The organism is Methylobacterium sp. J-088 (assembly GCF_022829295.1).
Classification (GTDB): domain Bacteria; phylum Pseudomonadota; class Alphaproteobacteria; order Rhizobiales; family Beijerinckiaceae; genus Methylobacterium.
Window position 1 is genome coordinate 12,178 of sequence record NZ_JAKSYH010000084.1, and the last position, 17,840, is coordinate 30,017.

16 protein-coding genes are annotated in these 17,840 nt (G+C 68.9%); 11 read left to right on the forward strand and 5 right to left on the reverse strand.

Features of this window, described 5'->3' with window-relative positions:
- Positions 1-198: 198 nt before the first annotated feature.
- The gene (gene queE / locus MKK63_RS09840; protein ID WP_244001120.1) at positions 199-831 is read left to right on the forward strand and encodes a 7-carboxy-7-deazaguanine synthase; all 633 of its coding nucleotides are present in this window, start codon (positions 199-201) and stop codon (positions 829-831) included.
- A gap of 2 nt (positions 832-833) precedes the next feature.
- On the opposite strand, the gene MKK63_RS09845 is transcribed toward queE, so the two are convergent.
- Positions 834-1,748, reverse strand: a complete 915-nt coding sequence (locus tag MKK63_RS09845; RefSeq protein ID WP_244001122.1) for a DUF6925 family protein — start codon at positions 1,746-1,748, stop codon at positions 834-836.
- Between the two features lie 175 nt (positions 1,749-1,923).
- Between MKK63_RS09845 and rfbC the strand changes: the two genes are divergently transcribed.
- From rfbC to rfbA, 4 genes are all read left to right on the forward strand, one after another.
- A complete protein-coding gene (rfbC, locus tag MKK63_RS09850) occupies positions 1,924-2,475 on the forward strand; it encodes a dTDP-4-dehydrorhamnose 3,5-epimerase (RefSeq protein WP_244001124.1) in 552 nt (183 codons plus the stop codon).
- Between the two features lie 93 nt (positions 2,476-2,568).
- On the forward strand, positions 2,569-3,618 hold the full coding sequence (gene rfbB, locus MKK63_RS09855) for a dTDP-glucose 4,6-dehydratase (protein ID WP_244001126.1): 1,050 nt from the start codon (positions 2,569-2,571) through the stop codon (positions 3,616-3,618).
- The gene (rfbD, locus tag MKK63_RS09860) at positions 3,618-4,523 is read left to right on the forward strand and encodes a dTDP-4-dehydrorhamnose reductase (protein ID WP_244001128.1); all 906 of its coding nucleotides are present in this window, start codon (positions 3,618-3,620) and stop codon (positions 4,521-4,523) included. The genes rfbB and rfbD overlap by 1 nt, the downstream gene beginning before the upstream one ends.
- The gene (gene rfbA / locus MKK63_RS09865) at positions 4,520-5,419 is read left to right on the forward strand and encodes a glucose-1-phosphate thymidylyltransferase RfbA (protein WP_244001130.1); all 900 of its coding nucleotides are present in this window, start codon (positions 4,520-4,522) and stop codon (positions 5,417-5,419) included. The genes rfbD and rfbA overlap by 4 nt, the downstream gene beginning before the upstream one ends.
- A gap of 113 nt (positions 5,420-5,532) precedes the next feature.
- Here the strand turns inward: rfbA and MKK63_RS09870 are convergent, their stop codons facing one another.
- Positions 5,533-5,799, reverse strand: coding sequence for a hypothetical protein (locus MKK63_RS09870; RefSeq protein WP_244001132.1), 267 nt, complete (start codon positions 5,797-5,799; stop codon positions 5,533-5,535).
- A 168-nt stretch (positions 5,800-5,967) separates the two neighbouring features.
- On the opposite strand from MKK63_RS09870, the gene MKK63_RS09875 reads away from it, so the two are divergent.
- From MKK63_RS09875 to MKK63_RS09890, 4 genes are read left to right on the forward strand one after another with little or no spacing between them, the layout of a single operon-like run.
- Positions 5,968-7,065, forward strand: a complete 1,098-nt coding sequence (locus MKK63_RS09875) for an OpgC family protein (RefSeq protein WP_244001135.1) — start codon at positions 5,968-5,970, stop codon at positions 7,063-7,065.
- Between the two features lie 50 nt (positions 7,066-7,115).
- Positions 7,116-7,910: an SGNH/GDSL hydrolase family protein gene (locus tag MKK63_RS09880; protein ID WP_244001155.1), complete on the forward strand. Its 795-nt coding sequence runs from the start codon at positions 7,116-7,118 to the stop codon at positions 7,908-7,910.
- 55 nt (positions 7,911-7,965) lie between these two features.
- Positions 7,966-9,306: a lipopolysaccharide biosynthesis protein gene (locus MKK63_RS09885; protein ID WP_244001138.1), complete on the forward strand. Its 1,341-nt coding sequence runs from the start codon at positions 7,966-7,968 to the stop codon at positions 9,304-9,306.
- Positions 9,303-10,442, forward strand: coding sequence for a GNAT family N-acetyltransferase (locus tag MKK63_RS09890; protein ID WP_244001140.1), 1,140 nt, complete (start codon positions 9,303-9,305; stop codon positions 10,440-10,442). Before MKK63_RS09885 ends, MKK63_RS09890 begins: the two co-directional genes overlap by 4 nt.
- Positions 10,443-10,506: 64 nt before the next feature.
- Here MKK63_RS09890 and MKK63_RS09895 read toward each other — a convergent pair whose 3' ends face one another.
- Positions 10,507-10,791: a hypothetical protein gene (locus MKK63_RS09895; protein WP_244001142.1), complete on the reverse strand. Its 285-nt coding sequence runs from the start codon at positions 10,789-10,791 to the stop codon at positions 10,507-10,509.
- 177 nt (positions 10,792-10,968) lie between these two features.
- Here MKK63_RS09895 and MKK63_RS09900 point away from each other — a divergent pair, with 177 nt between their 5' ends.
- Positions 10,969-11,223, forward strand: coding sequence for a hypothetical protein (locus MKK63_RS09900; protein ID WP_244001144.1), 255 nt, complete (start codon positions 10,969-10,971; stop codon positions 11,221-11,223).
- Positions 11,224-11,253: 30 nt separating this feature from the next.
- Here the strand turns inward: MKK63_RS09900 and MKK63_RS09905 are convergent, their stop codons facing one another.
- Positions 11,254-13,596, reverse strand: a complete 2,343-nt coding sequence (locus MKK63_RS09905) for a PAS domain-containing sensor histidine kinase (RefSeq protein WP_244001146.1) — start codon at positions 13,594-13,596, stop codon at positions 11,254-11,256.
- 176 nt (positions 13,597-13,772) lie between these two features.
- Complete coding sequence (gene pepN, locus MKK63_RS09910; RefSeq protein ID WP_244001148.1) at positions 13,773-16,394, reverse strand: aminopeptidase N; 2,622 nt, start codon at positions 16,392-16,394, stop codon at positions 13,773-13,775.
- A 468-nt stretch (positions 16,395-16,862) separates the two neighbouring features.
- Between pepN and rnhA the strand changes: the two genes are divergently transcribed.
- Complete coding sequence (gene rnhA, locus MKK63_RS09915; protein WP_244001150.1) at positions 16,863-17,573, forward strand: ribonuclease HI; 711 nt, start codon at positions 16,863-16,865, stop codon at positions 17,571-17,573.
- Positions 17,574-17,840: the final 267 nt, after the last annotated feature.

The window sequence follows — 17,840 nt, forward strand, 5'->3', positions numbered from 1 at the left end:
ATAAGGGCACAACCCGAGCGGCCAGGTTCGGTCGCCGCGCTGCGTCACGGCATCAACGTGCCCACCGTGGCAAGAGCAAGGCGAGAGCGGAGCGCGGCCCTGCGCGGCGTGGTTGTCTGTGGTCCCCGATGCGCACAGCGCCTATCTGGCAACGACACGCCGGGCGGGCGAACGCGCGGGACGACGGCTGGGACGACAGTGAGCTACGCGGTCAAGGAACTTTTCCACACCCTTCAGGGGGAGGGCGCTCAGGCGGGGCGCGCGGCCGTGTTCTGCCGTTTCGCCGGGTGCAATCTCTGGTCGGGGCGCGAAGCCGACCGCGCCGCCGCAGCCTGCCGATTCTGCGATACCGATTTCGTCGGTGTCGACGGTGAGGGGGGCGGTCGGTTCGCCGATGCTGAGGCGCTCGCCTCCGCGATCGCGGCGACCTGGGCCGGGGGTCCAGAGAACCGGTACGTGGTGTTCACCGGCGGCGAGCCGCTGCTTCAGCTCGACGCGCCGCTGATCGCGGCCGTGCGCGCGCATCACTTCGAGATCGCCATCGAGACCAACGGCACCCTTGCAGCACCCCCGGGCATCGACTGGATCTGCGTCAGTCCGAAGGGGCGCAATCCGCTCGCGCAGACCACCGGCCACGAATTGAAGCTGGTCTATCCACAGGCGGATGCGGACCCGGCGGACTACGTCGGCCTCGACTTCCGCCACCGCTTCCTTCAGCCCCTCGATGGACCGGGCCGCGTGGCCAGCACGGAGGCCGCGATCGCCTATTGCCGGCGGGATGCCCGCTGGCGGCTGTCGCTCCAGACGCACAAGATGATCGGGATCCCGTAGGATCACGCATCCATGGCCGCCCGCTGCGCCCGTGCGGCCCGGATGGCCGAGCGGGCGAACCGCCCATCCGCCAGAACCGGATCCGGAACTCCGCCGGACAGGACGGCGCGCCTCAGGGCAACGAGGCCGGGATCGCCCCAGGCATCGAGCAGGCGTTCGAACGCCGCATGTCGCGCCGCATCGAACGGGATCGACAGGCCGCACGCATCCTTGACCGGATGGGCCGGGTGCAACGCCGCGACGGGCACCCAGCCATGCGGGATCGGGGCGGTGGCCGCATGCGTCCGCCGCAGCCGAAGGAGCTGTGGCAGGATGTGACAGTGCGGCCCCGGCTCGCCGACGCCGTCCGGCGCCGGAATGGCCGTGTAGACTTCGATCCGCCCCGGGCGGGCGACGAACACGCGATGCGGGCCCGATACCTTGAGCGCGTGAACAACCGGATTGCCGGTCTCGAACAGTGGCCGGCCGCTCACGGCCCGCAAGCAAGCGATCATGGCCGGATCGGTCACGCGCACGCAGGCATCGACCGCATCCAGGCCTAGGCCGAGATCGAACAGGATGCCGTCGCGGTCCTCCGGCCGGGCCGCCGCGGCGTCCGCGCCGAGTTCGGTCAGCACCGCGCGCCGACCCATTGCACAGGCCGCGGCCGGAAGGCAGAGGGCGACCGCTTGGCTCCAGCCGCCGGTGAAGCCGGTCTCGTAGGCGAACGGGCGCAGGGCCGGCGATACCGCGAAGGCGATCGCACCGCGATCCGTCATCAGCCCGATCCGCCCGTCGTCGAGGCGGCGCGCCGGCTCATCGGGGTTCCGGCGGAAAGCCGCGACAGCGCCGTAGCTCCCGAGACTCCAGGTGCAATCCGGATCGATAATCTGGGTGCGCAGCAGCGTCTCTACGGACCGCTCCGCCTGACCTGTCATCGGGCCCCACGCAATCCGCACCGCAGGCGCACGCCTTGACACGGATGGCGAATGACCGGAAGTCGCAACCCGATCACCGAGGTTGGGTTCGGTGAGGCGGAGGCCCGGTTCGGAACGGGCAGGCGCGCTGGCAGTCGCCGCGCCGCGCCTCGGGACCCGCGGGAAGGGCGCTGGAATGGACGTTGTCGACACCGAGATTCCGGACGTGAAGCGCATCGTGCCGAAGCGCCTGGGCGATGCGCGCGGCTGGTTCTCCGAGACGTTCCGCGTCGACGCCATGGAACGGGCCGGCATCACCAACACCTTCGTTCAGGACAACCAGTCCTTCTCGGCGCCGCAGGGCACGATCCGCGGGCTGCACTTCCAGATCGCGCCCCAGGCGCAGGCCAAGCTCATCCGGGTCCTGCAGGGTGCTATCCTCGACGTGGCGGTCGACATCCGCGGCGGCTCGCCGACCTACGGCAAGTACGTGGCCGTGACGCTCGATGCCGAGACGGGCACGCAGCTCTTCATCCCGCACGGCTTCGCCCACGGCTTCTGCACGCTCACCCCCGACGTGATGGTCGCCTACAAGGTCGACGCGTACTACAGCCCCGAGCATGACCGGGCGCTCGCCTGGGACGATCCGGAGATCGGCATTCCGTGGCCGGTCTCGGGCGAGGCCGCCATCCTGTCGGACAAGGATCGCCGCGCGCCGAAACTCGATGATCTCGGTCCCGTCTTCTGAGCGCCGCGGCCCATCGGCCGTAATTCCGTCACGGCCGACCGTCTTGTGAGGCCCGGCCAACCCGTTTCCGACTTTCCGAAGAGGTACTCGACCATGCGCATCCTGGTGACCGGAGGCTGCGGCTTCATCGGCTCGGCGCTGGTGCTGCACCTCGTCAACGATCTCGGACACGAGGTCTGCACCCTCGACGCGATGACTTATGCGGCCAACCCGATCTCCCTGGCCCCGCTCGCCGACAACCCGCGACACCGCCTCGTGGAAGCCGATATCTGCGACCACGCCGCCGTGCAGAAGGCGTTTGCCGAGTTCAAGCCGCAGGCGGTGATGCATCTGGCGGCCGAGAGCCATGTCGACCGCTCGATCACGGATCCGGGCGCCTTCGTGCGCACCAACGCGATCGGCACGCAGACCATGCTGGACGGCGCCCGCGGCCACTACGAATCCCTGCCGGAGGCGGACAAAAAAGGCTTCCGGTTCCTCCACGTGTCCACCGACGAAGTCTACGGCTCGCTGCCGCCGGGCGGCTTCTTCACCGAGGAGAGCCGCTACGATCCGCGCTCGCCCTACTCGGCCTCGAAGGCAGCCTCCGACCACCTCGCCCGGGCGTGGCACGAGACTTACGGCCTGCCGGTGCTGGTGACGAACTGCTCGAACAATTACGGCCCGCGCCACTTCCCGGAAAAGCTGATCCCGCTGATGATCCTTAATGCCTTGGAAAGGAAGAAGCTTCCCGTCTACGGCGACGGCCAGAACGAGCGCGACTGGATCCACGTGGAGGATCACGCCAAGGGGCTCGTCGCCGTGCTGGAGCGCGGCCGTATCGGCGAGACCTACCTGCTCGGCGGCCGGGCGGTCCGGAACAACCTCGCGGTGGTCAAGGGCCTGTGCGCCGCCTTCGACCGGCTGCGCCCCCAAAGCGCTCCGCACGAGCAGCTGATCAGCTTCGTGGCCGACCGGCCGGGCCATGACCGGCGCTACGCCATCGACTGCACCAAGGCCGAGACCGAACTCGGCTGGCGGCCGCAGAAGACCTTCGAGCAGGCGCTGGACGAGACCGTCGCTTGGTATCTCGACAACGAGAGCTGGTGGCGCCCGATCCGCGAGGGCCGCTACAAGGGCGAGCGCCTGGGGCTGAACGGTTGATGGACATCCTCGTCCTCGGCGGTGCCGGTCAGGTCGGCACCGAGCTGCGGGCCCTGTCCTGGCCGGACGGCGTCACCGTCCACGCGCCGGACCGGTCCGAGCTCGACATCACCGATGCCGATGCCGTCGCTGCAGCCCTTGATGACCGCGCCTACCGGGCGGTGATCAACACCGCTGCCTACACGGCGGTCGACAAGGCCGAGTCCGAGGTGGTCGCGGCTTGGCGCCTCAACGCGCTCGCCCCGGCAATTCTCGCGGCGGCGACGGCCGCGAGAAACATCCCGCTCGTCCACGTCTCGACCGACTACGTCTTCGCCGGCACCAAGCCGGAGGGCGCCTACCGGCCCGACGATCCGATCGACCCGCAGAGCGTCTACGGGGCCAGCAAAGCCGCAGGCGAGCTCGCCGTGCGCACCGGCAACCCGCGCCACGCGATCGTGCGGACCGCCTGGGTGGTGAGCCCGCACCGGGGCAACTTCGTCAAGACGATGCTGCGGCTTTCCGCCGAGCGCGATGCCCTGACCGTCGTCGACGACCAGTACGGCTGCCCGACCTCGGCCGCCGATCTCGCCGCAGCGCTCGCGGCGATCGCGAAGCACCTCGCGTTCGACGGGGCTGCGCCCACCGGCACGTTCCACTGCGTGAATGCGGGCGACACCACGTGGTGCGGATTCGCCAAGGCGATCGTGGCGGGCTCGGCCCGGCGCGGCGGCCGCTCCATCCCGGTCAACGGCATCCCGACCTCCGCCTATCCGACCCCGGCCCGGCGCCCGGCCAATTCGCGCCTGTCCACGGCCAGCCTCACCGAGGCGTACGGCTTTCGGCCCCGCCCCTGGCAGGCGGCGCTCGACGACATCCTGGACCGGCTCATCGGGCCGGTTTCAGAGGGAGTATCCAAGCCATGAAGGGCATCGTCCTGGCCGGCGGATCCGGCACGCGCCTGCATCCGGCCACGCTGTCGATCAACAAGCAGCTTCTGCCGGTCTACGACAAGCCGATGATCTACTATCCGGTCTCGGTGCTGATGCTGGCCGGCATTCGCGAGATCCTGATCATCTCGTCGCCGGAGCACCTCGACAACTACAAGCGCCTGTTCGGCACCGGGGAGCAGTTCGGCCTGCACTTCTCCTACGCCCTGCAGCCGCGGCCGGAGGGGCTCGCCCAGGCCTTCATCATCGGGCGCGACTTCGTCGGCGACGACGACGTCGCACTGATCCTCGGCGACAACCTATTCTTCGGCGCCGGCATGGGCGAGCTTCTCGAGCGCGCGGCCGTACGCAAGCAGGGCGCGACGGTGTTCGCCTACCATGTCGAGAACCCGAAGGCCTACGGCGTGGTCAATCTGGACAAGTCCGGCCGGCCGACCAAGATCGTCGAGAAGCCGCAGAACCCGGAATCGACCTGGGCGGTGACCGGGCTGTACTTCTACGACAACCAGGTTCTCGACATCGCCGCCGACGTGAAGCCCTCGCCCCGCGGCGAGCTTGAGATCACCAGCGTCAACGAGGCCTATCTCCAGCGCGGCGAACTCCACGTGGAGCGGATGTCGCGCGGCTACGCGTGGCTTGACACCGGCACCCACGACAGCCTGCTGGAGGCGAGCGAGTTCGTCCGCACCCTGCAGCACCGGCAGGGATTGCAGGTGGCCTGCCTGGAGGAGATTGCCTACCTGCAGGGCTTCATCACCCGCGACCAGCTCGTGGCCCGCGGCGAGATGTTCGCCAAGACCAGCTACGGCCAGAACCTGCTGCGGCTCGCCCGCGAGAGCGAGGACGACCTGCGGCTGCGCCGGGGCAAGTAGACCGCGCCCCGCTAGAGCCGTGCCCGATCGCGCTGCAATCGAGCACGGCTCTAAGTCCTTGTTTTGGCCCGCTCTCTTACGCCGAACCGGGGTCCACTTCGGCGGAGGGCGCTCTAGCGCGGGGCGCAACCGATGCAGATCCCGCGCATCACCTTGTCGTTCTCCGCCTCGCGCGGCGTGCGCTCGCGCCGGTCGTCCGCGGTCGCCGCGCCCGCACCGCGGCTCGGAGGCATGACCCGGCCGACCGACGAGGCATTGGGCGCCGTCACCGTCGAGGTCGGGCCGCCGCCCGTCCCGGTCTGAGCCTGCGCCAGGGCGGCGTCCGCCGCCAGGACGGCCAGGAGGATTGAAAGGCCAGGGAGGGTGATCGGGCGGGTCATCGGTCGGAGGGCTCCGTGCCGGGACGTAACGCAGCTGTGACGTTCCGGTTCGACCCGCGGCGCGATCCCCCCCTTTGTTCGCCTTTGCAGACCCGACGCGGCGCCGTATCAGGGGCCGCCGCTTGCCGCCGAACCGCGGACGCATCGAAATTCGGAGCCGCCGCGACGATGCGGGACCCCAACGCGATCGACTTCTGGCGCGGCTTCGCCCTGGTGACGATCTTCATCAATCACATCCCGGGCAATACCTTCGAGCGCTATACCTTCTCGCAATACGGCATCTCGGACGCCGCCGAGCTGTTCGTGTTCCTGGCCGGGTGGTCGATCGGCATCGCGACCCGCGGCCGCGACGGGGTCCCGGAGCCCGCGGGCAAGAGCGTGGTGCGGTTGCTGAACCGGACCGTCGAGGTTTACCGGGCGCAGCTCACCGTGATGCTGATGGCGCTGGCCATCATCGCGGGTGCGGCGCTCCTGCTCGACAATCCGCTGATCCTCGAATGGCACAATGCCGGCGGCTTCTTCGCCGACCCGATCCAATCGGTCTGCGGGATGGTGCTGCTGACCTACCAACTCGGCTACTTCAACATCCTGCCGCTCTACGTGCTGCTGATCGGGGTCGCGCCGCTCTTCGTGCTGGTCGGCCGCTACAGCCTCGTGGCAACCCTGATCCTGTCAGCAGGCATCTACCTCGCGAGCCTCGTCTTCGAATGGAACTTGCCCTCCTGGCCCGGGGAGGGAGATTGGTATTTCGATCCGTTCTGCTGGCAAGTGCTTCTGGTACTGGGCTTTCTGCTGCAGCGATGGAATGGCCGGTCCGACTTCGTGCGCCGGTGGGCGCGTCGGCTGTTTCCCGCCGGCATCGTCATCGTCCTGGCCGGGATCGTGCTCGCGGTGACCGAGATCCGGCCGGATCCGATGCTGGTTCCGGAGCCGCGTCTGCTGTTCACGTTCGAGAAGACCTATCTCACGCCGGCGCGTCTTGTACATTTTCTGGGGGTATTGTTGGCGTTTGCCCCCGTTTACGCATTGCTCGCCCCCCGAATCGGCCGCATCGTCGGCTATCTGACCCAGCTGGGACGGAACTCCCTGGCTGTCTTCTCGATGGGCTCGATCCTGAGCCTGATCGGGCAGCTGGTGCGTTTCCAGACCGGCGGCGGCCTGCTGATCGATATGCTGGTCGCCGGCTCGGGCCTGATCGGGCTGGGATTGACCGCATGGTTCGTCGAGTGGCGTACCCGCAGCAAGGCTCCGAGGCTGCGGCCTTGAGTACGGCCAGACCACGGCCGTCTCGACGGGCTGCGATCCTGGCAGCCGTGATGCTGGCCGCCTCGGCATCGCCACCCCGAGCCGAACAGATGGCGGACCCGGGCGCCAGCGAGCCGAGCCTGTCCCTTGAATGCCGGGTGCCGGGCGCACAGCTCTATACAGCTGCCAAGCTGGGCGCCGTCCAGGCGGCGCTCGCCGAAAAGCGGCCGATCAAACTGCTGGCGATCGGCGGCTCTGCGGCACCGGGCGCATCCGCCTCCTATCCAGCCAAGCTGGAGGCGGCCCTGGAACGGGCCTTGCCGAAGGTCGACGTGGTGATCGACCACCGCGGCCTCCCGGGTGAGATCGCGTCCGGCGCCGCCGAGCGCCTGCGCACCATGGTGGTGGAGGCCGAACCCGATCTGGTCGTCTGGCAGGTCGGCACCCACGACGCCATCGCCCGCGTGGATGCTGAGGCCTTCGAGTCCGCGCTCGCCGAAGCGGTGACCTGGATCCGGTCCCATGGGATCGACGTGGTTCTGGTCGACCCGATCTACACGGCCAGCATGGCCGCGGATGCCGATTACAACCGAATCGTCGAAGCCGTGCGGACCGTTGCAACCCAACAGCAGGTCCCGCTGGTGCGGCGCTACGAGGCGCTGCACTACCTGTCGAGCCGCATCGACCGGGGGGAGGGCCACTTCCTGGGACGTCAGTTCCGACTCAACGATCTCGGCCTGCGCTGCATGGCCGAGCATGTGGCGCTCACGATCGTCACATCGCTCGCGAAGACCGAAACGCCCGCCGAGCCGAAAGCCGTGCCCGCCACGCCGCCCTTAACCGGGGCGCAACGCGCACCGGGTTAGACCGGACCATCGCAGGTCGGCGTCCCGCCAACTTGAGTTCGGCCTGGAACGCGTAGTGTCAGCCACGGCTCTCCCGATCCGTACGTTCCGGCGTTTGCGCGCCCTGCGCGGCGGTCCGCAACGGGTGGCGTTGACGGTCTTCGCGATCCGTGTCGGCTCGGCCGGTTTCGCATACGGCGCCCAGGTCCTGGCGGCGCGGCTGATGGGCTGGGACGCCTACGGCATCTTCGCCTCCGTCTGGGTCTGGACCGCGATGCTCGGCCATACGCTGACGCTCGGTCTGTCGCAGGGCGCCTGCCGGTTCGTGCCCGCCAACCAGGCCCACGGTGATCTCGACCTCGCCCGAGGCTACATCCGCGCCGGTGCACTCATGACCGGCGGGGCAGCGCTCTCGGTCGCGGGCCTCGGCGCGGCGCTGCTGTTCCTCGAGCCTGCGTTGTTCGCGCCGGCCTACAGGGCCCCGATCGCGGTCGCCCTCTGCGTGATGCCGCTGTTCGCGCTTCAGGATTATCTGGAGGGCGTGGCCCGCAGCCAGAACTGGATCGGGCTCGCCATCGCGCCACCCTACCTCCTGCGCCAGACCCTGATGATGGCTTGCATGATCGCGGCAATCCTTCTCGGCGCCCCGCCGCGCGCCGAGGTCGCCATGGGCTGCATGCTGGTGGCCGCCGCCGTCGCGACGGCCCTTCAGGCAACTCTGCTCATCACCCGGCTACGCCGGGAGTTGGCGGACGGGCCGCACCGCTACCACTGGCGGACTTGGCTCGGCACGAGCCTGCCGATCGCCGCGATCGATCTGGCCAATGCCGGATTCACCTTCGTCGATGTCATCGTTCTGGGCGCCCTCGTGAGCCCGGCTGAGGTGGGGCTCTATTTCGCCGCGACCCGGATCCAGCAATTCGTGGTCTTCGTGCATTTCGCCGTCAGTGCCGCGACCCTGCAGCGCTACAGCGCCGCCCACGCGCTGGAGAACCGTTTCCTCCTGGCCGAACTGGTGCGGCGCCAAGCCCACCTGACCGCGGCCGCGACGGTCGCGGTCGGCGGCGCGATCCTGGCCGCCGCGCCGTTGCTCCTGGCGATGTTCGGTGCGGAGCTCAACGACAGTATCCCGATCCTGTGCGTACTCGTGGCCGGAAGCGTCGCCGCGAGTCTGTTCGGGCCGGGCGAGGATCTTCTGACCATGCTGGGCGGTGAGCGGCGCTGTGCCGGGATCACCGCGGGTGCGCTCATCGCCGCCGCTGGCCTGTGTCTCGCCCTGGTCCCCGCCCTGGGCGCGCTCGGCGCGGCCGTGGCGGTGGCGGTCGCTACCGTCGCGCGAGCCGGCTTCCTCGCCCAGGCCGCTGGCCGGGTCCACGGGCTGCCGACACCGATCTGGTCCGCGGGAGCCGTCCGATGAACCGCGCCACCGTGGCCCTCCGCCGGTCCGCACGGTCGATCACCGGCGCCGCGGCGCCGGAGGCGGAAAGCTGGGACGCGCTGTTCGCGACCGCCGCCCAGCCGCACCCACACTTTTCGCGGCACGTCCTGGCGGCGCACGAAGCCGCCGGGTTGCTGCCGGCCGGCCTGCGCTTCGTCAGCGTCAGGCGCGGGGACCGGCTGGTCGCGCTCCTGCCCTGCGCGGCGACCCGCGACGTCTCCGCCCTCGGTGGCCGGGTGATGCGGCCGTTCCTCTCACCCTTCGTCACCGCCACGGCGCCCCTGATCGCCGAGGGGCCGGAGCGCGCCGCCTACGCGCACGACCTCGTCGCCGCCCTCGAAGCGGCCTCCGGCGGCGGCGCCTGGCGCTGGCCGCTCCTGCCGACCCAGGAGGGTGCGGTGCCGGACATGCTGGCGGCCATGCGGGCCCGCGGCTGGGCCGTGGGCACCGTGGCAGCCTTCGACCGGCCGGTGATGGACCGCCGCGCCGATTACGACGCCTTCCTGGCCGGTCACCCGAACCGGTCGCGATTCAAGGATCTGCGCCGCCGAACCCGCCGGTTGGCGGAAGCCGGCACCGTCGGGTTCGAGAGTGCGACATCGGGGGCGGACCTCGCCCGCTTGGTCGCGTCGTTCCTCACCCTGGAACGAACCGGCTGGAAGGGGCAAGCCGGCACCGCCATGGCCTGCCGTCCCGAGACCGACAGGCTTGCCCATGCCCTATTCGCAGCCGGTTCGGGACCGGTGGGCATCCGGGCGGACGCCCTCACCCTCGATGGCCGGCCGATTGCAATCAGCCTCGCGTTGGTCGGCGGCGGCATCGCCACGCTGCTGAAGACCGCCTACGACGAGGATCTGCGCAGCCACGCCCCGGGATTGCTCCTGGAAGCCGAGATCGTACGCGCCTGCCACGAGACCGGCTTCGCCGACCGCCTCGATGCCGCAACCCTCGACGGGTCGGCCCTGGAGAGCCTCTACCGGGATCGGACTCCGATCGCCGAGATCATCGCGCTGCCGCCGGGTGGCCACGCGCTGTCCCTGGAGCGCCGTCTCCGGCTCGCCCAGTTCGAGCGAGAGGCGCGGACCGCCGCCAAGCGGGCTCTGCGGAAGCGGTAGGGCACCGTCCTGCAAAGGCGGTTCCGGCCGTTCGGAGCACGATGCGATACGACCGGGCACGAACCTACCGCGTGCGGTGAAGACCATCGCCCTCGACGCGATCGTAGACGCCGTTTCCGGTCCGGGCGCGATAGGCCCGGCCGGCGATCTCGCCGGGCGTCGGCGGTGTCCCGGGCTCCGCGAAGCTCGTTTCCGGCCGGTAGGCCGGGCCCCAGCCAATCGCCTCGTCGCCTGAGGGATCCTTGCCGGGAAAGCCCGTGACGTAGCCGGTGCTCTGTGCCAGCGCGGGCGCGGCCGAAAGGGCCAGCAGCGTCGCGACGCTGACGCGCAACCGTGTTTGCGAGCGCATCGATCGTATCCTCCGTGCGTGATCCGCCGAACGGATCGTCTGAGGCGTAAACCCATCCCTCTGGCGCGGGTTTGCGGAGCGTGCAGTCATGCCGCGGCCTCGACGGTTTTCGTGACCCGGATGGCGTCACCGCCCGGGCGAGCCCGCCGGTGGTTTCAGCGCGGAGGCGCGGACAGGATGGAAGACTGGAAGGCGGGTCTCCGGGCCGAACTCCGGGCGATCGAGATCGCCACCGGCGATGCGGCCTCGGCCCAGTTGCCGGACCTGATCCGGCGCCTCCAGAGGCATCAAGCCAAGCTGCGCGGCAATCCGATCCTCGTCCTCTACCGCCGCTGGCGCATCCGGAGCCTCGCGCGGGCCGTGGCGGATGCGCGCTGGCACGCGGAACAGGGCCGCATGGCCCGGCTCGGCGGCCTCGATCCGCGGCGCTGACGCGCCGTGTCTGGGCCGGCCGGGAGCCCGCTAGGCCGCGACCGTTGCCGCCGTGCGGCGGTCGCGCCGGGGCGCAGCGGATGTGCGCTCGGACCCGATCGGGTCCGGGCGGCCCAGATTCGCGGCCGGTAGGCGCACGAGGACGATGGTGCCGACGGTTTCCTCGGAGCGGATGCGCAGCGATCCGCCGTGCAGCTCCACCATCGAGCGCGTGATGGCGAGCCCCAGTCCCGAACCCTTATGGCTGCGGGTCATCTGCGCCTCGACCTGGGTGAACGGCCGGCCGAGCCGCGCGAGGTCCGCGCGTCGGATGCCGATGCCGTTATCGACCACGTAGAGATGCGTGCTCGCACCGGCGCGCCGCACGCGCACGGCAATCCGCCCACCGGCCGGCGTGAATTTAACCGCGTTCTGAACGAGGTTGGCTAGGATCTGCTGCAGCGCGCTGGGATCGGCCAGCAGGTCGAGATCCGGCGGCATGTCCGTGGTGATGGTGATCGCCTTCTCGTCGGCCACCGCCGCGAACGGCGCGATCGCCGACGACACCGCAGCCTCGGCCGAGACCGTCCGGGGGTTCAGCCGCACGCGGCGCGCTTCGAGCCGGGCCATGTCGAGGATGTCGTCGATCATGGACAGAAGGTGCGAGCCGCTCTCGCGGATATCGCGGCAATATTCGGTGTAGCGGGGCGTGCCGAGGGGTCCGAGAACCGCGTTCTCCATGACGTCGGCGAAGCCGATGATCGCGTTGAGCGGCGTGCGCAGCTCGTGGCTCATGTTGGCCAGGTACTCAGCCTTGGCCTGGTTCGCCGCCTCGGCGACGGCCTTCTGGTCGAGGTAGCGCTCGGCGAGGTCGGCGAGTTGCTGGGTCTGGAGTTCCAGGGTTCGGCGCGAGCGCTTGAGATCCTTCACGGTCTCGATCAGCTCGCGCTCCGAGGCCTGCAGCTGCTCCTGGTGGCGTTTCAGGCTGGTGATATCGGTCCCGACCGAGACGTAGCCGCCGTCCTTAGTGCGCCGCTCGCTGATCTGGAGCCAGCGGCCGTCCGCGAGTTCGGCCTCGAAGGTCCTGGCCGTCGCGCCGCCGGGCACCAGGCCGACATCGCCCGACTCGCGCCGGATCTGCGGCAGCACGCCTCGCCGCATCACCTCGACGTAGCTCTGGCCCGACCGGGCATCCTCCGGGCTGAGGGCATGGAGATGGCGAAACTTCGAATTGCACAGGACCAGCCGGTTGCCGGTATCCCAGAGGACGAACGCCTCCGAGATCGCCTCGACGGCGTCGCGCAGGCGCATGTCGGCCGCCGCGTTGGTCTCTTCGAGGGCGCGCTGCTCGCTGATGTCGGTGGCGATGCCGACGAGATGCCGGCTTCCGTCGATGGCGTTCACCACCACCTCGGCCCGGGCGCGAAACCAGACATAGGCTCCGTCGGCGCCGCGCATGCGGAAGGCGTGGTCGATATGGGTCTGGTTGGCCGCCACACCGCGGGCGAGGCTGTAGAGGTCGCCGTCGTCGGGGTGAACGAGGCCGTTGACGTCCCCGAACGAGAGATATTCGTGCTGCCGCCGATACCCGAGCAGGCCGTACATCGAATCGGACCAGTAGATCCGGCCCCGAGCGACGTCCCAATCCCACAGGCCGCAGGCACCCCGGCGCAGGGCGGTCTCCAGGCGCCCGCGGATCGTCTCGCGGGCGCGGTCGGCCCGGGCCGCCTGCCGGGTCTGGAGACCGTAGGCGAGCCCGACCCCGACGATCACGATGGCGGCGGCGGCGATCAGCACGATCTGATCCCGGGTCCGAGCGCTCCAGCCGCGCAGCAGCGGCTCGACCGGCTGGAGCACGGCCACCTGCCCGGTGCCACCCGGCAGGCTGTGCATGGCGGCCAGCACGGTCTCGCCGCCCGGAAGGTCGAGGGCGATGGCGCCCGCGCGCTCGCTGAGGCCGGACAGCGGCTCGCTTGCGCCGAGGACCTGGGACAGGGTGTGCAGATCGGCCGGGAGGGGCGGATGTGCGGCGACGATGCGGGTGTCGGGCCGGATCAGCAGCAGCCGCCGGCCAGGCTGCCGGCCGCTCTCCGGCATCAGAGCCCGCAGATCCGCGCCCACGGTTCCCGAGGGACCGATGGCCCGCGCGGCCAAGCGTGCGAACCCTTCGAGCTCAGCCTGGGCGACCGCCAGGATCTCGGCGCGCTGGCCCCGGATATGAAGCGCGGCGAGCCCGCACAGGCAGGCCAGAAAGACCGCCAGCGTTCCCGGCACGGCAAAGCGCAGCCAGCGCTCGGCCTGGCCGAACCGGGTCTCCGGCGTGCGACTTGGCCAGGAAACGGCACGAGTCGAATCCGCACGCGCGGAGAAGGAAGCGGAACCCGCCTCCGGCATGGCCGAACCTCGCCCGTGGAAACTGCGACTGGGCGGAGCGCTCGGCCCCCCGAATCTGTGTGAATACAATCACCCCACGGGGCGGTTTGTCCACGGCTTTTTTACCATACGGGCTTGACGCGGGCCGCTTGTTGCAAGAGCGCCGAAGAATCAATTTGTGCCGTCAGTGCAGATACTTAGCCGCCTCCCAGCGTACGCGCGAGAATGTCGGCGGAGTCCCGGGAGAGGCCCGGGATCGCCTTGATCCCGTTGAGCATTTCGGCAGCTTTGGCCGCCCGCGATTTTTCCAGGCGGCGCCAGGATCCGAAGGCCGTCAGCAGGCGCGCTGCAACCTGCGGATTGGTCGAGTCGAGTGCTGCAACTGTCTTGACCACGCATGAAAAACCGGCGCCGTCAGCCCTCGCGAACTGAGTCGGGTTGCCGAACGCGAAGCTGCCGATCAGGGCGCGCACCCGATTCGGGTTGGTGAGCGTGAAGGCGGGATGGGCCTGCAGCCGGCTGATTCGCTCCAATGTCCCGGCCTCCGGGATCTGGGCCTGGATGGCGAACCATTTGTCGAGGACGAGGGGTTCGTCGGCGTAGCGCGCCGCGAAATCCGCGAGCGCCGCCTCCCGGGTTTCGCCCGGGATCAGCGCCAGTGTGGCCAGGGCGGCGAGGCGATCGGTCATGTTGGTGGCGTCCGCCAACCGCTCGGCGGCCCGTTGCGCACCGGCTTCGGGGTCGCCCGCCGCGAGCAGATCGAGGGCGGCGTTGCGGAGCGATCGACGCCCCGCCGAGGCCGAGTCGGGGCTGTAGGGCGCCCCGGCAACCGGCACGAGGGCAGCGTCGATCCGCTCGAAGCGCGGCCGCAGGCTCTGGCCGAGAAAGGACCGCAGATCGCGGCGCGCCCGGTGGATTGCGTCGGGATCGACGTCGGCCGGCAGGGCGTCGGCGGCTTCGCCCTCGCTCGGCAACGCCAGCACCAGGGCCGCGAAGGCCGGATCGGCGAGCGCCTCGCCGTCGAGGAAACGGCCGAGCGCCTCCGCGAAGGCCTTCATGCGGCGGGCATCGGGTTCGAGGATCAGCCGCAGGGCGACGTCCTGTGCGGCCTGCCAGCGGTTGAACGGGTCGCTGTCGTGGGCCAGCAGGCGCATGCGTTGCGCATCGGTCAACACGAGGTCGAGGCGGACCGGTGCCGAGAAGTCCCGCAGCACGGACGGGACCGGCTCCTCGGTGACGCCCTCGAAGGCGATCTCGGCCTCCGGACGGTCGAGGACGAACACGCCGTCCCGCACCGGGGCGCACGTCGCATCGGTCAGCGGTCCCGACGCGCCGACGAGGCCGAGGGCGACCGGGATCACCAGCGGCGGTCCCTCTTGCCCGTCGGCATCGGGCAGGCTCTGCGCGAGCCGCAGGGTGTAGCGGGCGCCTTGCGGATCGTAGTGGCCGGAGATCGACAGGCGCGGCGTGCCGGGGCGCTCGTACCAGCGGGCGAAGGCCGTGAGGTCGCGCCCGCTCACGGTTGCGAAGGCGGAGAGAAAATCCTCGACGGTGGCGGCGCGCCCGTCATTGTCGGCGAAGTACCGGTCCATGCCGGCCCGGAACGCCTGCGCGCCGATCAGGGTGCGCAGCATCCGGACGATCTCGGCGCCCTTGTCGTAGACGGTCGCCGTGTAGAAGTTGTTGATCTCCGCATAGGCCCGGGGCCGGACCGGGTGGCGCAGCGGCCCGGCATCCTCGGGGAACTGGCGCGCCCGGAGGCCACGCACCTCGGCGATCCGGTGCACCGGCCGGGAGCGCATGTCGGATGAGAATTCCTGATCGCGGAAGACCGTCAGGCCCTCCTTCAGGCACAGCTGGAACCAGTCCCGGCAGGTGACGCGGTTGCCCGACCAGTTGTGAAAGTACTCGTGGGCGATGATCGCCTCGATGGCCGCGTAGTCGCCGTCGGTCGCCGTTTCGGGGCTCGCCAGCACGTATTTGTCGTTGAAGATGTTGAGCCCCTTGTTCTCCATGGCGCCCATGTTGAAGTCCGACACGGCCACGACGTTGAACACGTCGAGGTCGTAAGGGCGGCCGAACGCCGTCTCGTCCCAGGCCATGGAGCGGATCACCGCATCGAGGGCGTAGTCCGCCCGGGGCTCCTTGCCGGGCTCGACATAGACCGCGCAGGTGACGGGACGCCCCTCCATGGTGGTGAAGCGGGTCTCGGCCTTCCCCAGCCGGCCGCCGACGAGGGCGAACAGGTAGGCGGGTTTCGGATGCGGATCGTGCCAGACCGCGAAGTGCCGGTCGTCACCAATGGGTCCGGACTCGATCAGGTTGCCGTTGCCCAGCAGAACCGGCACCTCGGCGCGGTCGGCCTCGATCCGGGTGGTGTAGACCGCCATGACGTCGGGGCGGTCGAGGAAGTAGGTGATGCGGCGGAAGCCATCCGCCTCGCACTGGGTGCAGTAGACCCCGCTGGAGCGGTAGAGCCCCATCAGCTTGGTGTTGGCGGTGGGATCGACTTCGGTGACGAGCCGCAGGGTGAAGGGTTTTCGGGGCGGGGCCAGCAGGCTCAGGCCTGCCGGGGACGCCGTGTAGACGTCTGCAGCGAGCGCCGCGCCGTCGAGGGCCACCGACACCAAATGCAGGTCGTCGCCGTCGAGGTTCAGGGGCGCATCCGGGATGCCGGCCGGGTTCGGACGCAGCGCCAGGGTCGCGTCGATGCGGGTGGCGTGCGGATCGAGGCGAATGTCGAGATCGACGCGATCGATCAGGTAGTCGCTCGGACGGTACTCCTCCAAGCGGATCAGCGGCGGCGTCTCGGTGCGCATGCGGCCCTCACTGCGGGTGTTTGCTGCGATCCCTTCTGGTCGCTCGGGGCGCCCGGTGCAACGCGGCCGTGCCGTCCGTGCGCTCCGGGACCGGGTCGCACCCGGCCTACCCGCGGTCCGGGGCGCGCTCTAGCTAGGAGCGCGATGGGCCGCGGCCGAGCCGGCCATGTCGGTCTTCCTGAGGGCATCGTGATGGCCCTCGCCGCAACAGAGGGATCTCCCGCGATGGAATTTCTGCACACAATATTGTGATCTTTTTATTTGCTGTGCATTCGATTTTACTTCGAGTCGTTCTGTATCACGTGGGTGCATTTGAGATCACTTGGGTGCACCGGGCTGCTTGATAGTTGCTTACTACTGACTTTCCCCATGTAGAGATCGGTGGGGAAGGGAGTTACAAGCAGGGAAGACGTTGCTTCCGCTGCGGTTAAAACCGCGGGCACGCCTCCCAACCCTAAGGATCACGTCATGACGCGAATCGTTGTCTATGCTGACGGAGGCTGCTCGCCTAATCCTGGCCCTGGTGGCTGGGGGGTGGTCATCTCGGGCCCGGACGGGCATTTGGATCTATGTGGGGGTGAGACTAATAGTACGAATAACCGCATGGAGCTGACGGCAGCCATCCGGGCGCTGGAGCACTTCTCCGAGGGCGCGCAGATCGAGATGCGCTGCGACAGCCAGTACGTGGTCAAATCCGTCACCAAGTGGATGGGCGGCTGGAAGGCCAAAGGTTGGCAAAACTCGAAAGGCCTGGTGAAGAATCTCGACTTGATGCAACGCCTGGACGAGCTCGCCAGCCAGCGCGATGTGAAGTGGACGTGGGTTCAGGGCCACTCCGGAGATCCACTCAACGAACGAGCGGATTGCCTCGCGACGCAGGGCAGGCACAGGGCGCACAGCCTTTCAGCTCAGCCTTCTTCGTCGCCAAGTCCTGCCGTGAAGGTTCCTGTTGCAACTTTACCCCCGGTAATGAGCAGGCTGGCAATGGCAGCATTCCGACCACTGTCCATTCTGGTTGACTTCTCGCTAGCGCGTGAAGTTTCGCATGCTGCCAAGCAGTCTGGTACCCAGGAAGCAGTGTTTCTTGAGGAGTGCATCAGATTCGTACTCGCGCTCGGACCAGAGGAAACTGCCCGTCTACGAGCGAGTATGGGGGCCGCTTCGGGCTCGGCCGGATAAGCGATCGAGGCTTCAGTCATTCGCAGGACGGCATCTCCCCATCAATTTTTGCTCGAGTCAATTCGCTACCGAATTTGACCCATAGCCGACTACGCCCGTTACCATCTCGAAAGTCTGCCCTTATACCGATTCTGTTGAAAAACTCGGGTGTTGCAGCGGCTGTGATGAGGTGATTCACTCCTGTCCAGAGACGGAGATCGAAGCAGATGATGGGACCTCGGCAAGTCGAGCAGGGTGCCCTGTTCTACGAGTTCTCGCTCGACACGC

Bases quoted from the DNA above. Each gene is read 5' to 3' on its own strand.
- rnhA (WP_244001150.1), top strand. From the start codon at position 16,863: ATGACGCGAATCGTTGTCTATGCTGACGGAGGCTGCTCGCCTAATCCT.
- pepN (WP_244001148.1), bottom strand. From the start codon at position 16,394: ATGCGCACCGAGACGCCGCCGCTGATCCGCTTGGAGGAGTACCGTCCG.
- MKK63_RS09900 (WP_244001144.1), top strand. From the start codon at position 10,969: ATGGAAGACTGGAAGGCGGGTCTCCGGGCCGAACTCCGGGCGATCGAG.
- rfbB (WP_244001126.1), top strand. From the start codon at position 2,569: ATGCGCATCCTGGTGACCGGAGGCTGCGGCTTCATCGGCTCGGCGCTG.
- rfbD (WP_244001128.1), top strand. From the start codon at position 3,618: ATGGACATCCTCGTCCTCGGCGGTGCCGGTCAGGTCGGCACCGAGCTG.
- MKK63_RS09905 (WP_244001146.1), bottom strand. From the start codon at position 13,596: ATGCCGGAGGCGGGTTCCGCTTCCTTCTCCGCGCGTGCGGATTCGACT.
- rfbC (WP_244001124.1), top strand. From the start codon at position 1,924: ATGGACGTTGTCGACACCGAGATTCCGGACGTGAAGCGCATCGTGCCG.
- MKK63_RS09845 (WP_244001122.1), bottom strand. From the start codon at position 1,748: ATGACAGGTCAGGCGGAGCGGTCCGTAGAGACGCTGCTGCGCACCCAG.
- MKK63_RS09880 (WP_244001155.1), top strand. From the start codon at position 7,116: ATGCTGGCCGCCTCGGCATCGCCACCCCGAGCCGAACAGATGGCGGAC.
- MKK63_RS09895 (WP_244001142.1), bottom strand. From the start codon at position 10,791: ATGCGCTCGCAAACACGGTTGCGCGTCAGCGTCGCGACGCTGCTGGCC.
- rfbA (WP_244001130.1), top strand. From the start codon at position 4,520: ATGAAGGGCATCGTCCTGGCCGGCGGATCCGGCACGCGCCTGCATCCG.
- MKK63_RS09890 (WP_244001140.1), top strand. From the start codon at position 9,303: ATGAACCGCGCCACCGTGGCCCTCCGCCGGTCCGCACGGTCGATCACC.
- MKK63_RS09875 (WP_244001135.1), top strand. From the start codon at position 5,968: ATGCGGGACCCCAACGCGATCGACTTCTGGCGCGGCTTCGCCCTGGTG.
- MKK63_RS09870 (WP_244001132.1), bottom strand. From the start codon at position 5,799: ATGACCCGCCCGATCACCCTCCCTGGCCTTTCAATCCTCCTGGCCGTC.